Here is an 18,096-nt window from a genome sequence, read left to right as displayed (position 1 = left end):
ACTGCCCATCAGTGATCGGGTTTAGTCGCTCGGTATTCCAAGGTGCTCATTGCTCCATTCAGTCAGGTACTTCTATTCCTGCACTTGATGGTAGCTGTGCGCAGGGCGCCCTCGGGCGCGCCGGTTCCTTGGATCCCCGGTCGACTAACCTGCGTACAGCTGCCACCCCTCGTTTAGTCGCGAGTGAGCGCTTCGCGCTGGAGCGCCAATGAACAGCCATCGGGAGCGCACTATGATTTCGATCAAGCAAGGCTTGTCTAAAGGAGTCAAACGCCCCTTTGCTGATTTCATTCGTAACGCAAAATCGAAGGAAAAGAAGCGTGTTTACCGCAAGGTATTGGCCGAGGCTACCAAGCAGCAGAATCTGGTGATGATGCAAGCCGAGGTAAAACGAGCCTGATCTCCAGGTTCAAGAGAGCCCGATCAAGTGTCGTAATGCCGTCCAACATTTTCATCGTCTGCGGTGCCGCCTTCGCGAGCAAGCCCGCTCCCACAGGGGGAACGCGGTCCCACCAAGAACCAGGTCGGCTATCAGGCCGCCTCGCGGTGGACGTTGATCTCGGCGCCCCGTTAACCACGCTGGCTGAACGAAGGTATTGCGCAGTGGGCAACCCGGCATGGATGCCGGGTTAGCCGCGCTGGGCCATGGATGGCCCTTCGCGGCGGCCCACGGAGCAATGCCTTCGTTCAGGCATGCCGAGCCTAGGCGAGGCACCGAGTGGTGGGGCTAAAGCGTTTTGCTTACTTTTGCGCTTCTCAAAAGTGAGCCGCTGTAAGAGCGGAACCGTCAGCAGCCATTACCGCAGCAACGGATATTCACACAATCCCAAAAACCACTCACGCCTGGGTCCCCCCCGACCACCCATGTTAACCTTGCGCCCATCGCGGAAAAGCCGGGCCAATGCCCCTCCTTTTGCCCCACACCTTTCAACGAGCTTCCCTGACACCGATGAATACAGCCGTGAACGATCTGTCCTCCCACACGCCCATGATGCAGCAATACTGGCGCCTGAAGAATCAGCACCCCGATCAGCTGATGTTCTACCGCATGGGCGACTTCTACGAGATCTTCTACGAGGACGCGAAGAAGGCCGCCAAGTTGTTGGACATTACCCTGACGGCGCGTGGGCAATCGGCAGGCATGGCGATTCCGATGTGTGGGATTCCTTACCACGCGGCGGAAGGTTACCTGGCGAAGCTGGTCAAGCTCGGCGAGTCCGTAGTGATTTGTGAGCAAGTCGGCGACCCGGCCACCAGCAAAGGGCCAGTAGAACGCCAAGTCGTGCGGATCATCACCCCGGGTACGGTCAGCGATGAGGCCTTGCTGGATGAACGCCGGGACAACCTGATCGCCGCAGTCCTGGGGGATGAACGCTTGTTCGGCCTGGCGGTGCTGGACATCACCAGCGGCAACTTCTCGGTGCTGGAGATCAAGGGCTGGGAAAACCTGCTGGCGGAGCTGGAGCGGGTCAACCCGGTGGAACTGCTGATCCCGGACGACTGGCCCAAAGACCTGCCGGCGGAAAAACGCCGTGGCGTGCGTCGTCGGGCGCCGTGGGATTTTGAGCGTGATTCGGCGCTGAAAAGTCTCTGCCAACAGTTTTCCACCCAGGACCTCAAGGGCTTCGGTTGCGAGAACCTGACCCTGGCCATCGGCGCTGCCGGCTGCCTGCTGGCCTACGCCAAGGAAACCCAACGCACCGCCCTCCCGCACTTGCGCAGCCTGCGTCACGAGCGCCTGGACGACACGGTGGTATTGGACGGCGCAAGCCGCCGCAACCTGGAACTGGACACCAACCTGGCCGGCGGGCGCGACAACACCCTGCAATCGGTGGTCGACCGCTGTCAGACCGCCATGGGCAGCCGACTGCTCACCCGCTGGCTGAACCGTCCGCTGCGGGACCTGACGGTGCTGCTGGCGCGCCAGACCTCCATCACCTGCCTGCTGGACCGTTATCGCTTCGAGCAACTGCAACCGCAGCTCAAGGAAATCGGTGATATCGAGCGGATCCTCGCCCGTATCGGCCTGCGTAACGCCCGCCCCCGAGACCTGGCGCGCCTGCGCGATGCCCTCGGCGCCTTGCCCGAGCTGCAAGTGGCGATGACCGACCTCGAAGCGCCGCACCTGCAGCAACTGGCGCGCACCACCAGCACCTACCCGGACCTGGCCGCGCTGCTGGAAAAAGCCATCATCGACAACCCGCCGGCGGTGATCCGCGACGGTGGCGTGCTGAAAACCGGCTATGACGCCGAACTCGACGAGCTGCAGTCGCTGAGCGAAAACGCCGGCCAGTTCCTGATCGACCTCGAAGCCCGGGAAAAAGCCCGTACGGGCCTGGCCAACCTCAAGGTCGGCTACAACCGTATCCACGGTTATTTCATCGAATTGCCGAGCAAGCAGGCCGAACAGGCCCCGGCCGATTACATCCGCCGGCAGACCCTCAAGGGCGCCGAGCGTTTCATCACCCCGGAGCTCAAGGCCTTCGAAGACAAGGCGCTGTCGGCCAAGAGCCGTGCCCTGGCCCGGGAAAAAATGCTCTACGAAGCGCTGCTCGAAGACCTGATCAGCCAATTGCCGCCGTTGCAGGACACCGCCGGTGCCCTGGCGGAACTGGACGTGCTGAGTAACCTGGCCGAACGCGCGCTAAACCTGGACCTCAACTGCCCGCGCTTCGTCAGTGAGCCGTGCATGCGTATCAGCCAGGGTCGTCACCCGGTGGTCGAGCAGGTGCTGACCACGCCGTTCGTGGCCAACGACCTGAGCCTGGACGACAACACGCGCATGCTGGTGATCACCGGCCCGAACATGGGCGGTAAATCCACCTACATGCGCCAGACCGCATTGATCGTGCTGCTGGCCCACATCGGCAGCTTCGTGCCGGCGGCCAGTTGCGAATTGTCCCTGGTGGACCGGATCTTCACCCGGATCGGCTCCAGTGATGACCTGGCCGGCGGGCGCTCGACCTTCATGGTGGAAATGAGCGAAACAGCGAACATCCTGCACAACGCCACCGAACGCAGCCTGGTGCTGATGGACGAAGTCGGGCGCGGCACCAGCACCTTCGACGGCCTGTCCCTGGCCTGGGCGGCGGCCGAACGGCTGGCGCACCTGCGGGCCTATACGCTGTTCGCCACGCACTACTTCGAACTGACGGTGCTGCCGGAAAGCCAGCCACTGGTGGCCAACGTGCACCTCAACGCCACCGAGCACAACGAGCGCATCGTGTTCCTGCACCATGTGCTGCCCGGCCCGGCCAGCCAGAGCTACGGCCTGGCGGTGGCGCAACTGGCCGGTGTACCCAGCGAAGTGATCAGCCGTGCCCGCGAGCACCTGAGCCGCCTGGAAACCACCAGCCTGCCCCACGAAGCGCCACGCCCAACCAAGGGCAAACCGGTCGCACCGCAGCAAAGCGATATGTTCGCCAGCCTGCCGCACCCGGTGCTCGATGAACTGGCCAAGCTCGATCTGGACGACCTGACCCCGCGTCGGGCATTGGATTTACTCTATACATTGAAGACACGGATCTAACGCACAGGCTTTCAAGCTGTTAGAATCTCGCGCGGTTTGGGATGCTGCAGGCAATTAGCCTGGTCTGCAGACTATCGCTCCCGAACCTGGCGAGCCCACCGTAAAGGGGTTCCGCTGCCGCCGCCTGAGGAGAGAATTAGAAATGACCTTCGTCGTCACCGACAACTGCATCAAGTGCAAGTACACCGATTGTGTAGAAGTCTGTCCGGTGGACTGCTTCTACGAAGGCCCGAACTTTCTGGTCATTCACCCGGACGAGTGCATCGACTGCGCCCTGTGTGAGCCGGAATGCCCTGCCGTGGCCATCTTCTCCGAAGATGAAGTGCCCGCTGGCATGGAGAATTTCATCGAGCTGAACGCCGAACTGGCGGACATCTGGCCGAACATCACCGAGAAGAAAGACCCGCTGCCGGGCGCCGAAGAGTGGGATGGCAAGACTGGCAAGCTCGCAGACCTCGAACGCTGATCGTTCCTGCGCTCATCGAAAAGGCCCCTTGCGGGCCTTTTTGCTTTTCCGGACTCAAGAAATCGCAGGCAAAAAAAGGGGCGGTTTGACCCGCCCACATTTTTTCCCTAATCCCTTTAATCCTATTCATCGTCCTGATGAATCGCGTCCTGCGATGTCCTTCCTTCCCCATCGTCCGTGACGGGTGTGTCTGTCCGTCGACACAGGACTGATATTAGTGTTTTCCCAGCCGAGCGCAATTCGCCTGCCTCGGTCGACTGTCTCTGTCATGATACAGCCACAAACTAAATAACCTTATAAATCAGCAAGTTAAAAAGATACGACAGCCTTTATAGTCGTCTATCCCGTGCGCGGGAATCCGAACGCTTACGCAACACTAGGCAAAGGCTTACACGCTGAATCTATAAATAGAGAAATCTGAGGAACGCATAGCGTTGAGTGCTCAATACATCTGCTCAGAAACGAAAAAGCCCCGAACCAGTCGGGGCTTTTGCTGCTGCACTTGCGTTCGTTACTGGAACAGCGACTCACTCGAGAGGCCATTCTTCTCCAGGATCTCCCGGAGACGCTTGAGGCCTTCCACCTGGATCTGCCTGACGCGCTCACGGGTCAAACCAATCTCCAGGCCTACATCTTCAAGGGTGCTGCTTTCATGACCGCGCAAGCCGAAGCGGCGAATCACCACTTCCCGTTGCTTGTCCGTGAGCTCCGACAGCCATTGGTCAATGCTCTGGGACAGATCATCGTCCTGAAGCAACTCGCACGGGTCGGTGGGGCGGTCGTCAGTGAGGGTGTCGAGCAAGGTTTTATCCGAGTCCGGCCCCAGCGAGACGTCTACCGAAGAAACCCGCTCGTTGAGCCCAAGCATGCGCTTGACCTCACCTACCGGTTTTTCCAGCAGGTTGGCGATTTCTTCGGGTGAGGGTTCATGGTCGAGTTTCTGGGTCAACTCACGGGCAGCCCGCAGGTAGACGTTCAGCTCCTTGACCACGTGAATCGGCAACCGGATCGTCCGGGTCTGATTCATGATCGCCCGTTCGATGGTCTGGCGGATCCACCACGTGGCGTAGGTCGAGAAACGGAAGCCTCGTTCGGGGTCGAATTTCTCGACGGCGCGAATCAAGCCCAGGTTGCCCTCTTCGATCAGATCCAGCAGCGAAAGCCCGCGATTGACGTAGCGTCGGGCGATTTTCACCACCAGGCGCAGGTTACTTTCAATCATGCGTTTTCGACCGGCCGGGTCGCCACTTTGCGACAGGCGCGCAAAATGAACTTCTTCCTCGGGAGAGAGCAGCGGCGAGAAACCGATTTCGTTGAGGTACAGCTGAGTGGCGTCGAGCGCCCGGGTGTAATCGATGTACTTATGTTGTTTAAGTGAAGCGGAGTGTTTGGATTTGGCACGAACGGAAGGTGGAGTCGCCCCTTCATCATTCGACATCGAATCCATAGCGATGCCGGTCTCCATAAGGAGAACCTCATCGTCGATGTCAAACTCCGGCACTTCTTTACTGAGAGCCATTGTTATAGTCCTTTGGTGAGTTCGACCTCAAGCTCAAGCGACGCCTTTATCCTTGGCAACGCTGGAGCCTGTTCCCTCTACGTGACGGAACAGGCTGGCAATCAAATCAACGACGTGGCAGGAATTGCAGCGGATCTACAGGTTTACCTTGTCGGCGAATCTCAAAGTGCAGTTTCACCCGGTCCGTTCCCGTTGAGCCCATTTCGGCAATTGTCTGTCCGACCTTGACCTGCTGTCCCTCCCGAACCAACAGCCTGCGGTTGTGACCGTAGGCACTGACGTAGGTATCGCTGTGTTTGATGATCACGAGTTCGCCGTAGCCCCTCAAACCACTCCCGGCGTACACAACCGTGCCATCAGACGCGGCTAAAACAGGCTGTCCCAAATCCCCGGCGATATCAATTCCTTTATTCAAACTACCGTTTGAAGAGAATTTTCCAATGAGAACGCCATTAGAAGGCCATCCCCAGCCTGTCGGGGCGGGGCCTGCGGGAGGCATCGGCGCGGGGGCAGGTTTGCTCGCGACGGACGGTACTGTTGCCGTTGCAGCCCCCGCCGGTCGGCGAATGACCGTGGTTTTACTCGACGATGAAGCCGACGAATCCGACTGCGTGACCACAGCGGTAGGCGTTGAGCCGCTACGGCCGTCAAAGCGAATTGTCTGACCCGGATGGATCGTATAAGGCACAGGAATGTTGTTGCGCGCCGCGAGGGCTTTGTAGTCCCAACCGTAGCGAAAAGCGATGGAAAACAGCGTATCGCCGCGACGGACTACATACTGACCGGTCGTTACTGTAGGACGTTGCGGCGCCGCATTGTTATTGCGATCGACGACCCGGACGTTACCCGACTGTGTACTGGAACAACCGACCAGCAAGGTACTCAAGACAAGGCCAGTCACCAGGCGCTGAAAGCTCGTGATACCCATACGCTGCGCAATGACTGTGAGACTCACCCGCCGCTCCCTTTGTGGTGGCTGAAAAATGGAAAACTGCCTGTCCAGGCAGAGGTGCTACCGATACTACTGACCATGACCGCACCTCTATAAAGGAAGCGCGAAGGGTGGTCGCACACGTTTGCTCGACACCGTTGAACGCCGTTTAACAAATCAGCATTTAACCTATCGATGCCGCTGTAAGACACAACCCATGCCACGGAATTCAGCGTCTGTTTATAAATGCTCAGGCCAATGGTCCATTGAGCAATGGTACAAAGCGCACCGCACCGAGAACGTGTCGCGAAAAACCATGCTCTTCACGCACGATCAGCATCAACTGCTGGACCTCCCCGGCGCCCACCGGAATCACCAGGCGCCCACCGGGAGCTAGCTGATCCAGCAAGGCCTGGGGAACATCAGTGGCGACGGCGGTCACAATGATGCCGTTGTAAGGCGCCAAGGCCGGCCAGCCTTCCCACCCGTCGCCCCAGCGAAACACCACGTTGCGCAGGTTCAACTCGACCAGGCGCTCCTTGGCACGGTCCTGCAGGACCTTGATCCGCTCGACGGAAAACACCCGCTCCACCAGTTGCGACAACACCGCCGTCTGATAGCCCGACCCCGTGCCGATCTCCATCACCTTGTCCAACGGCCCCGCCTCCAACAGCAACTCGCTCATGCGGGCCACCATATAAGGCTGGGAAATGGTCTGGTTGTGGCCGATCGGCAACGCCGTGTCTTCGTAGGCTCGATGGGCCAGGGCTTCATCGACGAACAAATGCCGTGGCGTGCGGCGAATCACTTCCAACACCTGGGCGTTGGACAGGCCTTCTTCGTAAAGCCGCTGGATCAGCCGCTCCCGGGTGCGTTGGGAGGTCATGCCAATACCGCGGCGCATCATATCGTCTTGCTCACGAGCCATCAGCGCAGCCCCTCCAGCCAGCCATCGAGATGTCGAAAGGCGTCGTTGAAGGTACGGTCGAACTGCAACGGCGTGATTGAGACGTAGCCTTGCATCACCGCGTGGAAATCAGTGCCCGGCCCACCGTCCTCGGCATCACCGGCGGCGGCGATCCAGTAACCGGCCTTGCCCCGCGGATCGACCACGTGCATGGGCTGGGCAGCGCGGGCGCGATGCCCCAGGCGCGTGAGCTGGATGCCACGGATGTGATCGAGCGGCAGGTTCGGGATGTTCACGTTCAGCACCGTGCGCGGTGGCAGGTCCAGCTCACCGTGGGCTTCGACCAATTTACGAGCAAAGTAGGCGGCGGTCGGCAAGTTATCCACCTGCCGCGAAACAAACGAAAAGGCAAACGACGTTTTCCCCAGGAAGCGACCTTCCAGGGCGGCAGCGACCGTGCCGGAATACAGCACATCATCACCCAGGTTAGCGCCCAGGTTGATGCCCGACACCACCATGTCCGGCTCGCGCTCCAGCAAGCCGTTGAGGCCCAGGTGCACGCAATCGGTCGGTGTCCCGTTGAGGCTGATGAAACCGTTATCCAGATAGCAGGGGTGCAAAGGACGGTCGAGCGTCAGCGAGCTGCTGGCGCCGCTTTTGTCCTGGTCCGGAGCGATTACCACGCACTCGGCAAAATCCGCCAGCGCAGCATAAAGCGCGGCAAGACCGGGTGCTGTCACCCCGTCGTCGTTAGAAATCAGAATACGCATGAGCTGTCCGTCTGCCCCACCGGCACCAGATCGACGAGTTCGCGCACCAAGACAGTGGCGAAGCATCCGGCCGGAAGGACGAATTCCAGTTGCAGAATGTCAGGCTGGGGATAATGCCACGACAGCCCGCCAATGGGCAGTCGCAGGATGCGACGTTCGTGACTCATTCCCGCGTTTATCAACCAATCCCGCAAATCGGCTTCGCGCTCGGCGACGGCCTGTTCCAGCTCAAAGGTCGCGCCAGCCGTAGGCGAAGGCCCTTCGCCCCACTGCGGCCCGGTCGGGTGCAGATCGAGGATCGCCAGGCGTGGATCGCTGCATTCAGCCTCGCCCGCCGGGAAAAAGCTGCGGCTGTCAGTGAAGGCCAGCAAGTCGCCGACCTGCGCCTGCTGCCAGGTGCCGTCGGCCACCCGCGCCGCCAGTACCCGGTTGAACAGGAAACTGCGGGCGGTGGACAACAGCCGCGAACGCACGTTGCGCTGTTCCGGCAAGGCCTTGCGCGCCGCCCAGGCACGGGCATCGACGACATTGCCGCCGTCATGTCCAAACCGTTGGGTACCGAAATAGTTGGGGATGCCCTGGCGAGCAATCTGTTGCAGCCGAGCATCGATGGCCGCCACGTCGCCCTTGAACTGGGTCAGGCGCAAGGTGAAGCCATTGGCCGAGTGAGCGCCGCGTTGCAGTTTGCGTTTATGCCGGCCGGTCTTGAGGATCTTCAGCGTGTCATTCTCTGCCGTCGACAGGTCCGGGTCGGCCTTGCCCGGCAATTGGACGCTGAACCATTGCCGAGTCAGGGCCTGTCGGTCCTTGAGGCCGGCGTAACTGACGGTGCGCAACGGCACGCCGGCGGCCTTGGCAATTCGCCGGGCGGCCTCTTCCGTGTTCAAGCCGCGCTTTTCCACCCAGATCCACAAATGCTCGCCATCGCCGGTCAACGGGATGTCGAGCACTTCATCGACCTGGAAGTCTTCAGCGATGGCCTTGAGTACCGCACTGCCCAGCGGCTCGCCGTAGGCACGTGGGCCCAACAGTTCCAGTTCAGTCATGGGCGCAGCAACAAGGCAACGCTATGGACGGCAATGCCTTCCTCGCGACCGACGAAGCCAAGCTTCTCGGTGGTGGTGGCTTTCACGTTCACTTGGTCCAACTCAACTTGAAGATCCTCGGCAATCAGCTGGCGCATCGATTCGATGTGCGGCGCCATTTTCGGCGCCTGGGCGACGATGGTGCTATCGACATTGCCGACTTTCCAGCCCTTGGCGTGGATCAGCGAAACCACATGACGCAGCAGCACGCGGCTGTCGGCACCCTTGAATTGCGGGTCGGTGTCCGGGAAATGCTTGCCAATGTCACCCAGGGCAGCCGCGCCGAGCAATGCATCGCTCAAGGCATGCAGCAGGACATCACCGTCAGAATGCGCGAGCAGCCCGAAGCCGTGTGCAATACGCACGCCGCCCAGAGTAATGAAGTCGCCTTCAGCGAAACGGTGAACATCGTAGCCGTGGCCAATACGCATAAAAAAACGCCCCGATTTTTGTCAGGGCGTGATTCTACCTGCATTAGACGTTTAGAGCGCGTGCATGATGTTGCAAGTGCTCATCGATAAAGCTGGCAATGAAGAAGTAGCTGTGGTCGTAGCCCGGTTGCAAGCGCAACTCCAGCGGATGGCCGGCAGACTTGGCCGCTTGGCGCAGGGCTTCAGGCTTGAGCTGGTTGGCCAGGAAGTCATCGCGATCACCCTGATCCACCAGCAATGGCAACTTCTCGTCAGCTTCGGCGATCAATGCACAGGCATCCCACTCGCGCCATTTCGAGCGATCTTCCCCCAGGTAGCGAGAGAAGGCCTTCTGGCCCCATGGGCAATCCATCGGATTGTTGATTGGCGAAAAGGCCGACACCGAACGATAGCGCCCCGGGTTGCGCAAGGCGCAAACCAATGCGCCATGCCCGCCCATGGAATGACCGCTGATACCGCGTTTATCCGAGGCCGGGAAATGCGCTTCGACCAACTCCGGCAATTCCTGCACCACGTAGTCATGCATCCGATAGTGCCGCGCCCATGGATCTTGCGTGGCGTTCAGATAAAAGCCTGCGCCAAGGCCAAAGTCCCAGGCACCGTCCGGATCGCCCGGTACATCGGCACCACGGGGGCTGGTGTCGGGCGCGACAATGATCAACCCCAACTCGGCGGCCATGCGCTGGGCACCGGCCTTCTGCATGAAGTTTTCATCGGTACAGGTCAGCCCGGACAACCAGTACAGGACAGGCAATTTGCCGCCCTGCTCGGCTTGCGGCGGCAGGTACACGGCAAACACCATGTCACACCCGAGCACTTCGGAACGATGCCGGTAACGCTTGTGCCAGCCGCCGAAGCTTTTCTGGCAGGAAATGTTTTCAAGGCTCATGACCGACCTCAGAAATGAATAACGGTACGGATGCTCTTGCCTTCGTGCATCAGGTCGAACGCCTTGTTGATATCTTCCAGGCCCATGGTATGGGTGATGAAAGTATCCAGCGGAATTTCGCCCTTCTCGGCCATTTCCACGTAGCTAGGCAACTCGCTGCGACCGCGCACGCCGCCGAATGCCGAACCGCGCCAGACGCGCCCCGTCACCAACTGGAATGGACGGGTAGCGATTTCCTGGCCGGCCCCGGCCACGCCGATGATCACCGACTCGCCCCAGCCCTTGTGGCAGCACTCCAGCGCGGCACGCATCAACTGGACATTGCCGATGCATTCGAAGGAAAAGTCCACGCCGCCATCCGTCATGTCGACGATGACTTCCTGGATCGGACGGTCGAAGTCTTTCGGGTTGACGCAATCGGTGGCGCCCAGTTGCTTGGCGATTTCGAACTTGGCCGGGTTGATGTCGATGGCGATGATGCGCGATGCCTTGGCCTTCACGGCGCCAATCACTGCCGACAGGCCGATGCCGCCCAGGCCAAAAATGGCCACGGTGTCACCCGGCTTGACCTTGGCGGTGTTGAGTACCGCGCCGATACCGGTGGTGACGCCACAGCCCAGCAGGCAGACTTTTTCCAGCGGCGCTTCCTTGGGGATTTTCGCGACGGAGATTTCTGGCAGCACGGTGTATTCGGAGAAGGTCGAGGTGCCCATGTAGTGGAAAATCGTCTCGCCCTTGTAGGAAAAGCGCGAAGTGCCATCCGGCATCAGGCCTTTGCCCTGGGTGGCGCGAATCGCCTGACACAGGTTGGTCTTGCCCGACTTACAGAATTTGCACTGACCGCACTCCGGCGTGTACAGCGGAATCACATGATCGCCCACCGCGACCGACGTCACGCCTTCACCGATGGCTTCGACAATCGCACCGCCTTCATGGCCGAGGATCGACGGGAAGATCCCTTCCGGGTCGGCGCCCGACAAGGTGTAGGCGTCGGTGTGGCAGACACCGGAAGCCACCACGCGCAACAGCACTTCGCCCGCCTTGGGCATGGCGACGTCGACTTCAACGATTTCCAGGGGTTTCTTGGCCTCGAAGGCAACGGCAGCGCGCGACTTGATCATCCGGTCTCTCCAGTGAAATAAAAACAAGACCGGGAGTGTAATCCTCCGCCGGACGATGAATAATCCAGCCAAAAGCAAAACATTATTGCTGTACAGGGATAATCAATCATGTCGGACAACCGCTGGGAAGGGATCGACGAGTTCGTCGCCGTGGCCGAATGCAGCCAATTCACGGCGGCTGCGGAGCGTCTTGGGGTTTCCTCCTCCCACATCAGTCGACAAATCGTACGGCTTGAAGAGCGCTTACAGACACGACTGCTCTATCGCAGTACCCGCCGGGTCACGTTGACCGAGGCCGGCCAGACCTTTTTGCAGCATTGCCAACGCCTTCAGGACGGACGCGAAGAAGCCCTGCGAGCAGTGGGCGATCTCACCAGCGAACCCAAGGGCATGCTGCGCATGACCTGTGCCGTGGCCTACGGCGAGCGGTTCATCGTGCCGCTGGTGACGCGATTCATGGGACTTTACCCGCAGCTACGGGTGGACATTGAACTGAGCAACCGCCCTCTCGACCTGGTTCACGAATCGCTGGACTTGGCGATTCGCCTGGGGCGCCTGCAGGACTCACGGCTGGTTGCCACGCGCCTGGCACCGCGGCGCATGTACCTGTGCGCTTCACCCTCTTACCTGGAGCGGTACGGGCGGCCCCATAGCTTGTCGGAATTGAGCCGTCACAACTGCCTGATTGGCAGCTCCGATATCTGGCAATTGGAGCAAAACGGGCGAGAATTTTCCCAGCGGGTACAGGGAAACTGGCGTTGCAACAGTGGGCAAGCGGTATTGGACGCGGCCCTGCAAGGTGTGGGGTTGTGTCAGTTACCGGATTATTACGTGCTGGAGCATTTGCACAGCGGTGCGTTGATATCGTTGCTGGAGGCACACCAACCACCGAACACAGCCGTTTGGGCGCTGTATCCGCAGCAGCGGCATCTGTCGCCGAAGGTGCGTAAGTTGGTGGAGTACTTGAAAGAGGGGTTGGCGCAGCGACCGGAGTATCGGGGTTAGGCTCGGCCGGTTTCTGTCCGTGGTTTATCCGGCGCCTGTACTATCGCCTTCGCGGGCAAGCCCGCTCCCACACTTGACCTCAGTGGATAGCTATTTTGTGAACAACCGAGATCCCGTGTGGGAGCGAGCTTGCTCGCGATGGGCGCGACACGGTCTTGGAACTGATCAGAAGTTGATCAGCGACGACCCGCCCAGTGCCGGCGCAACCACTCCAAATCTTCCGGCCGAGTGATCTTGATGTTATCGGCCCGCCCCTCGATCAACCGTGGCGCCTGCCCCGCCCACTCCATGGCAGACGCTTCATCGGTAATCAGCGCATCCGCCACCAGGCTGTCGGCGAGGGCTCGATGCAAGGCGCCGAGGCGGAACATCTGCGGCGTGTAGGCTTGCCAGATCACGCTGCGATCGACGGTTTCCAGCACGCGACCCTGTTTGTCGACGCGCTTGAGGGTATCGCGGGCCGGGACTGCCAGCAGGCCGCCGACCGGATCGTTTGCCAGTTCGCCAAGCAGGGTGTCCAGGTCGTCCCGGGCCAGGTTCGGCCGGGCGGCGTCGTGCACCAGCACCCAATCGAAATCGTCGGCGCCTTGCTCGTGCAGATGCAGTAGTGCGTTGAGCACCGAGTCCGAACGCTGTTCGCCACCGTCCACGCGCTGGATGCGCGGGTCATTGGCACAGGCCAGGGTCGGCCAATAGGGATCATCGTGTGCAACGCTGACCACCACGCCCTTGACGGTGGGATGGTCGAGGAAACAGCCGAGGCTGTGTTCAAGAATAGTGCGTCCGCCCAGTTGCAGGTATTGCTTGGGACGGTCCGCGGCCATACGGGCACCGACGCCCGCGGCAGGAATCACGGCCCAGAAGGCCGGCAAACGGATACTCATTGGGCCAACTGGTAGAGGGTTTCACCCTCCTTGACCATGCCCAATTCATGACGAGCCCGCTCTTCAACGGTCTCCATGCCTTTTTTCAACTCGCTGACCTCGGCGTCCATCACCCGATTACGCTCCAGCAATGCTTCGTTTTCAGCGTGCTGGTCGGCTATTTGCTGAGTCAGGTCGGCCACTTGCGCCAGACTGCCATTACCCACCCACAGGCGGTACTGCAGGCCAGCCAGCAACAGGAGCAAGACGAGAAACAACCAATTGGGACTGCGCATCGAATATCAGGTATCCAGTGAAAAAAGACAGCCATGCCAAACTTTGAAACGTCTGATAGCACGAAGCCTGGAAAAACCAGGCTTGTGCTTGATAAGGCATCAGATTAGAGGCAAAACCGCCGCCAGGGCGACCTTTTCGACACAATCCGCTGTCTTTTTACCATTTACTGCTTAACCGCGAAACTCGGCGCGACCGTTGTACTTGGCCTTGCCGTTCAACTGCTCTTCGATACGCAGCAGTTGGTTATACTTGGAAACGCGATCGGAACGGCACAGCGAACCGGTCTTGATCTGGCCTGCCGCAGTGCCCACGGCCAGGTCGGCAATGGTCGAATCTTCGGTTTCGCCGGAACGGTGGGAGATCACAGCCGTGTAGCCTGCGGCCTTGGCCATCTGGATGGCTTCCAGGGTTTCGGTCAGGGTGCCGATCTGGTTGAACTTGATCAGGATCGAGTTGGCGATCTTCTTGTCGATGCCTTCTTTCAGGATCTTGGTATTGGTCACGAACAGGTCGTCACCCACCAGCTGGGTTTTCTCGCCGATCTTGTCGGTGAGGATTTTCCAGCCGGCCCAGTCGGACTCGTCCAGGCCATCTTCGATGGAGATGATCGGGTAGCGTTCGGTCAGGCCCTTGAGGTAGTCGGCGAAACCTTCGGCGGTGAATACCTGGCCTTCGCCGGACAGGTTGTACTTGCCGTCTTCGTAGAACTCACTGGCGGCGCAGTCCAGGGCCAGGGTCACGTCGGTGCCCAACTTGTAACCGGCGTTGGCCACAGCTTCCGAGATCACTTTCAGCGCGTCTTCGTTGGACGCCAGGTTCGGTGCGAAACCGCCTTCGTCGCCAACGGCAGTGCTCAGGCCACGGGCCTTCAGCACGGCTTTGAGGTGATGGAAAATCTCGGTGCCCATGCGCAGGCCTTCGGAGAAGGACTTGGCGCCCACCGGCTGCACCATGAATTCCTGGATGTCGACGTTGTTATCGGCATGCTCGCCACCGTTGATGATGTTCATCATTGGCACCGGCATCGAGTACACGCCCGGCGTACCGTTGAGGTTGGCGATGTGCGCGTACAGCGGCAGGTCCTGGTCCTGGGCAGCGGCCTTGGCAGCGGCCAGGGACACGGCGAGGATCGCGTTGGCGCCCAGGGTGGCTTTGTTTTCGGTACCGTCGAGCTTGATCATCGCGTGATCGAGGGCTTTCTGGTCGGCAGGATCCTTGCCCAGCAACAGGTCGCGGATCGGACCGTTGATGTTGGCGACGGCTTTCAGCACGCCCTTGCCCAGGTAACGGCTCTTGTCGCCATCACGCAGCTCCAGCGCTTCGCGCGAGCCAGTGGAAGCACCGGACGGCGCGCAGGCGCTGCCGATGATGCCGTTGTCGAGAAGCACGTCCGCTTCAACAGTGGGGTTGCCACGGGAGTCGAGAACTTCACGACCTTTGATGTCGACGATTTTTGCCATTGTTGTAAACACTCCAAAGTTGACTAGAACGTTGCAGGAAGCTAGCTCCCACTCGGCTGCGACACGACTTGAACTCAATGGGAGCGCTTCGCACTCCAGCGGGAGCAAGCTCCCTCGCCACAGGGTACAAGGCGTGCCCTCAAGAACGGTGCGGCCCGCAGGCCAGAGCGATAATCGAGCGGTACTTTACCGGAGAAAACCGCGTTACGCGGTTTCTATCGTCGGAAAACCCTTGACCAGCTCGTCCAACGCCTTGAGCTGAGACAGGAAAGGCTCCAGCTTGTTCAAGCGCAGGGCACAAGGGCCGTCACACTTGGCGTTGTCCGGGTCCGGGTGGGCTTCGAGGAACAGGCCCGCCAGGGATTGACTCATGCCAGCCTTGGCCAGATCAGTCACCTGGGCGCGACGCCCGCCTGCGGAGTCGGAACGACCGCCAGGCATTTGCAGGGCGTGCGTCACGTCGAAGAACACCGGGTATTCGAACTGCTTCATGATGCCGAAGCCGAGCATGTCCACCACCAGGTTGTTGTAGCCGAAGCTCGAACCACGCTCGCAGAGGATCAACTGGTCATTGCCGGCCTCTTCGCACTTGCTCAGGATGTGTTTCATTTCCTGGGGGGCGAGGAACTGGGCTTTCTTGATGTTGATCACCGCGCCGGTCTTGGCCATCGCGACCACCAGGTCGGTCTGGCGCGACAGGAAGGCCGGCAGTTGGATGATGTCGCAGACCTCGGCGACGGCCGCGGCCTGGGCCGGCTCGTGGACGTCGGTGATGATCGGCACGCCGAAGGCTTGCTTGATGTCCTGGAAGATCCGCATGCCCTCTTCCAGGCCTGGGCCACGGTAAGACGTCACGGACGAGCGGTTGGCCTTGTCGAAGCTGGCCTTGAAGACGTAAGGAATACCCAGTTTCTGGGTGACCTTCACGTATTCCTCGCAGACCTGCATCGCCATGTCGCGGCTTTCCAGCACGTTCATGCCGCCGAACAGCACCATGGGCTTGTCGTTGGCAATCTCGATGTCGCCGACGCGAATGATCTTCTGGGCCATCGTTTTATGCCTTTTTCTGGTGTTGAGCCAACGCGGCTTTCACGAAGCCGCTGAACAGTGGATGACCGTCCCGTGGCGTCGAGGTGAACTCGGGGTGGAACTGGCAGGCGACGAACCATGGATGATCCGGGGCCTCGACCACTTCCACCAGCGCGCCATCACCGGAACGACCGGAGATTTTCAGGCCGGCCTCGATCAGTTGCGGCAGCAGGTTGTTGTTCACTTCGTAACGATGACGGTGACGCTCGACGATCACATCCTTGGCGTAGCAGTCATGCACCAGGGAACCGGCTTCGAGCAGGCAATCCTGGGCGCCGAGGCGCATGGTGCCGCCCAGGTCGGAGGCTTCGGTACGTACTTCCACGGCACCGGTGGCATCTTCCCACTCGGTGATCAGCCCCACGACCGGATGGCCGCTGGCGCGATCGAATTCGGTGGAGTTGGCGTCTTTCCAGCCCAGCACGTTACGGGCGAACTCGATGACCGCCACTTGCATGCCCAGGCAGATGCCCAGGTAAGGCACCTTGTTTTCACGAGCGTACTGCACCGCGGTGATCTTGCCTTCCACACCGCGCAGGCCGAAACCGCCCGGCACGAGGATCGCATCGGCGCCTTCGAGCAGGCCGGTGCCCTGGTTCTCGATGTCTTCGGAATCGATGTAGCGCAGGTTGACCTTGGTGCGGTTGCTGATGCCGGCGTGACTCATCGCCTCGATCAGCGACTTGTAGGCGTCCAGCAACTCCATGTACTTGCCGACCATGGCGATGGTGACTTCGTGCTCCGGGTTGAGCTTGGCATCGACCACGGCTTCCCATTCGGACAGGTCGGCGCCGGCACACTGAAGGCCGAAACGCTCGACGACGAAATCGTCCAGGCCCTGGGAGTGCAGGATGCCCGGGATCTTGTAGATGGTGTCGGCATCTTCCAGGCCGATGACCGCACGCTCTTCAACGTTGGTGAACTGGGCGATCTTGCGACGCGAAGAGATGTCGATCGGGTGGTCGGAGCGGCAGATCAGGACGTCTGGCTGCAGGCCGATGGAGCGCAGTTCCTTGACCGAGTGCTGGGTGGGCTTGGTCTTGGTTTCGCCAGCGGTGGCGATGTATGGGACCAGGGTCAGGTGCATCAGCATCGCGCGCTTGGCGCCGATTTCGAAACGCAACTGGCGGATGGCCTCGAGGAACGGCTGGGACTCGATGTCGCCCACGGTACCGCCGATCTCGACCATCGCCACGTCGGCGTCGCCAGCACCCTTGATGATGCGGCGCTTGATTTCGTCGGTGATGTGCGGGATGACCTGGATGGTTGCGCCCAGATAGTCACCACGCCGCTCCTTGCGCAGCACGTGTTCGTAGACACGGCCGGTGGTGAAGTTGTTGTTCTGGGTCATGGTCGTGCGGATGAACCGCTCGTAGTGGCCCAGGTCCAGGTCGGTCTCGGCGCCGTCGTGGGTGACGAACACTTCACCGTGCTGGAACGGGCTCATGGTGCCCGGGTCAACGTTGATGTACGGGTCCAGCTTGAGCATGGTGACCTTAAGTCCCCGCGCCTCCAGGATGGCCGCCAATGAAGCCGAGGCAATGCCTTTCCCCAATGAAGAAACAACACCGCCCGTGACGAATATGTAGCGCGTCATGAAAAACCCTAGAAGTCTGCGTTAAAGCGGTCCGAGCCGCCGGGGAAAGCGAAGGAAGGCCGAAGCCCCCGATCACCTGCATTAATCACAGTGCACCTTTCAAAAAAACCGCCGCGTTGGGACAGACCGGAAGTGAA

The 18,096-nt window shown here is 60.2% G+C and carries 17 protein-coding genes; 4 read left to right on the top strand and 13 right to left on the bottom strand.

Features of this window, described 5'->3' with window-relative positions:
• The first annotated feature begins 232 nt into the window (after positions 1–232).
• The 3 genes from CD58_RS31185 (at position 233) to fdxA (ending at position 3,995) form a co-directional block, all read left to right on the top strand.
• Positions 233–400, top strand: coding sequence for a hypothetical protein (locus tag CD58_RS31185; RefSeq protein ID WP_200868907.1), 168 nt, complete (start codon positions 233–235; stop codon positions 398–400).
• A gap of 561 nt (positions 401–961) precedes the next feature.
• A complete protein-coding gene (mutS, locus tag CD58_RS05975; RefSeq protein WP_200868906.1) occupies positions 962–3,529 on the top strand; it encodes a DNA mismatch repair protein MutS in 2,568 nt (855 codons plus the stop codon).
• 142 nt (positions 3,530–3,671) lie between these two features.
• Positions 3,672–3,995 (top strand): ferredoxin FdxA, encoded by a 324-nt coding sequence (gene fdxA, locus CD58_RS05970; RefSeq protein ID WP_025212139.1) that lies wholly within the window; start codon positions 3,672–3,674, stop codon positions 3,993–3,995.
• Between the two features lie 511 nt (positions 3,996–4,506).
• Here the strand turns inward: fdxA and rpoS are convergent.
• From rpoS to CD58_RS05930, 8 genes are all read right to left on the bottom strand, one after another.
• Positions 4,507–5,514: an RNA polymerase sigma factor RpoS gene (rpoS, locus tag CD58_RS05965; RefSeq protein WP_003198289.1), complete on the bottom strand. Its 1,008-nt coding sequence runs from the start codon at positions 5,512–5,514 to the stop codon at positions 4,507–4,509.
• A gap of 106 nt (positions 5,515–5,620) precedes the next feature.
• A complete protein-coding gene (locus CD58_RS05960) occupies positions 5,621–6,469 on the bottom strand; it encodes a peptidoglycan DD-metalloendopeptidase family protein (protein WP_025212138.1) in 849 nt (282 codons plus the stop codon).
• 226 nt (positions 6,470–6,695) lie between these two features.
• On the bottom strand, positions 6,696–7,331 hold the full coding sequence (locus CD58_RS05955; protein ID WP_170862085.1) for a protein-L-isoaspartate(D-aspartate) O-methyltransferase: 636 nt from the start codon (positions 7,329–7,331) through the stop codon (positions 6,696–6,698).
• A gap of 41 nt (positions 7,332–7,372) precedes the next feature.
• Positions 7,373–8,122, bottom strand: a complete 750-nt coding sequence (gene surE / locus CD58_RS05950; protein WP_025212136.1) for a 5'/3'-nucleotidase SurE — start codon at positions 8,120–8,122, stop codon at positions 7,373–7,375.
• A complete protein-coding gene (gene truD / locus CD58_RS05945; protein ID WP_025212135.1) occupies positions 8,110–9,168 on the bottom strand; it encodes a tRNA pseudouridine(13) synthase TruD in 1,059 nt (352 codons plus the stop codon). Before truD ends, surE begins: the two co-directional genes overlap by 13 nt.
• Complete coding sequence (gene ispF, locus CD58_RS05940) at positions 9,165–9,638, bottom strand: 2-C-methyl-D-erythritol 2,4-cyclodiphosphate synthase (protein ID WP_025212134.1); 474 nt, start codon at positions 9,636–9,638, stop codon at positions 9,165–9,167. Before ispF ends, truD begins: the two co-directional genes overlap by 4 nt.
• 43 nt (positions 9,639–9,681) lie before the next feature.
• Positions 9,682–10,527, bottom strand: a complete 846-nt coding sequence (fghA, locus tag CD58_RS05935) for an S-formylglutathione hydrolase (RefSeq protein WP_025212133.1) — start codon at positions 10,525–10,527, stop codon at positions 9,682–9,684.
• A gap of 8 nt (positions 10,528–10,535) precedes the next feature.
• Positions 10,536–11,648, bottom strand: coding sequence for an S-(hydroxymethyl)glutathione dehydrogenase/class III alcohol dehydrogenase (locus CD58_RS05930; protein WP_025212132.1), 1,113 nt, complete (start codon positions 11,646–11,648; stop codon positions 10,536–10,538).
• A gap of 108 nt (positions 11,649–11,756) precedes the next feature.
• Here CD58_RS05930 and CD58_RS05925 point away from each other — a divergent pair, with 108 nt between their 5' ends.
• Positions 11,757–12,653, top strand: a complete 897-nt coding sequence (locus CD58_RS05925; RefSeq protein WP_025212131.1) for a LysR substrate-binding domain-containing protein — start codon at positions 11,757–11,759, stop codon at positions 12,651–12,653.
• A gap of 176 nt (positions 12,654–12,829) precedes the next feature.
• On the opposite strand, the gene ispD is transcribed toward CD58_RS05925, so the two are convergent.
• From ispD to CD58_RS05900, 5 genes are all read right to left on the bottom strand, one after another.
• The gene (gene ispD / locus CD58_RS05920) at positions 12,830–13,537 is read right to left on the bottom strand and encodes a 2-C-methyl-D-erythritol 4-phosphate cytidylyltransferase (RefSeq protein ID WP_025212130.1); all 708 of its coding nucleotides are present in this window, start codon (positions 13,535–13,537) and stop codon (positions 12,830–12,832) included.
• On the bottom strand, positions 13,534–13,812 hold the full coding sequence (gene ftsB, locus CD58_RS05915; protein WP_025212129.1) for a cell division protein FtsB: 279 nt from the start codon (positions 13,810–13,812) through the stop codon (positions 13,534–13,536). The genes ispD and ftsB overlap by 4 nt, the downstream gene beginning before the upstream one ends.
• A 171-nt stretch (positions 13,813–13,983) precedes the next feature.
• Positions 13,984–15,273 (bottom strand): phosphopyruvate hydratase, encoded by a 1,290-nt coding sequence (gene eno / locus CD58_RS05910; protein ID WP_025212128.1) that lies wholly within the window; start codon positions 15,271–15,273, stop codon positions 13,984–13,986.
• Between the two features lie 204 nt (positions 15,274–15,477).
• Positions 15,478–16,323, bottom strand: coding sequence for a 3-deoxy-8-phosphooctulonate synthase (gene kdsA / locus CD58_RS05905; RefSeq protein WP_025212127.1), 846 nt, complete (start codon positions 16,321–16,323; stop codon positions 15,478–15,480).
• A gap of 4 nt (positions 16,324–16,327) precedes the next feature.
• Positions 16,328–17,959, bottom strand: coding sequence for a CTP synthase (locus tag CD58_RS05900; protein ID WP_025212126.1), 1,632 nt, complete (start codon positions 17,957–17,959; stop codon positions 16,328–16,330).
• Between the last annotated feature and the right edge of the window lie 137 nt (positions 17,960–18,096).

The sequence above is a fragment of the Pseudomonas brassicacearum genome, assembly GCF_000585995.1.
GTDB classification, from domain to species: Bacteria; Pseudomonadota; Gammaproteobacteria; order Pseudomonadales; family Pseudomonadaceae; genus Aquipseudomonas; species Aquipseudomonas brassicacearum_A.
This window is presented reverse-complemented; position numbering and strand designations above follow the sequence as displayed.

Coding starts and splice junctions, on each gene's coding strand:
- CD58_RS31185 (WP_200868907.1), top strand. CDS start 233: ATGATTTCGATCAAGCAAGGCTTGTCTAAAGGAGTCAAACGCCCCTTT.
- fdxA (WP_025212139.1), top strand. CDS start 3,672: ATGACCTTCGTCGTCACCGACAACTGCATCAAGTGCAAGTACACCGAT.
- rpoS (WP_003198289.1), bottom strand. CDS start 5,514: ATGGCTCTCAGTAAAGAAGTGCCGGAGTTTGACATCGACGATGAGGTT.
- CD58_RS05955 (WP_170862085.1), bottom strand. CDS start 7,331: ATGACCTCCCAACGCACCCGGGAGCGGCTGATCCAGCGGCTTTACGAA.
- surE (WP_025212136.1), bottom strand. CDS start 8,122: ATGCGTATTCTGATTTCTAACGACGACGGGGTGACAGCACCCGGTCTT.
- truD (WP_025212135.1), bottom strand. CDS start 9,168: ATGACTGAACTGGAACTGTTGGGCCCACGTGCCTACGGCGAGCCGCTG.
- ispF (WP_025212134.1), bottom strand. CDS start 9,638: ATGCGTATTGGCCACGGCTACGATGTTCACCGTTTCGCTGAAGGCGAC.
- fghA (WP_025212133.1), bottom strand. CDS start 10,527: ATGAGCCTTGAAAACATTTCCTGCCAGAAAAGCTTCGGCGGCTGGCAC.
- CD58_RS05930 (WP_025212132.1), bottom strand. CDS start 11,648: ATGATCAAGTCGCGCGCTGCCGTTGCCTTCGAGGCCAAGAAACCCCTG.
- CD58_RS05925 (WP_025212131.1), top strand. CDS start 11,757: ATGTCGGACAACCGCTGGGAAGGGATCGACGAGTTCGTCGCCGTGGCC.
- ispD (WP_025212130.1), bottom strand. CDS start 13,537: ATGAGTATCCGTTTGCCGGCCTTCTGGGCCGTGATTCCTGCCGCGGGC.
- ftsB (WP_025212129.1), bottom strand. CDS start 13,812: ATGCGCAGTCCCAATTGGTTGTTTCTCGTCTTGCTCCTGTTGCTGGCT.
- eno (WP_025212128.1), bottom strand. CDS start 15,273: ATGGCAAAAATCGTCGACATCAAAGGTCGTGAAGTTCTCGACTCCCGT.
- kdsA (WP_025212127.1), bottom strand. CDS start 16,323: ATGGCCCAGAAGATCATTCGCGTCGGCGACATCGAGATTGCCAACGAC.
- CD58_RS05900 (WP_025212126.1), bottom strand. CDS start 17,959: ATGACGCGCTACATATTCGTCACGGGCGGTGTTGTTTCTTCATTGGGG.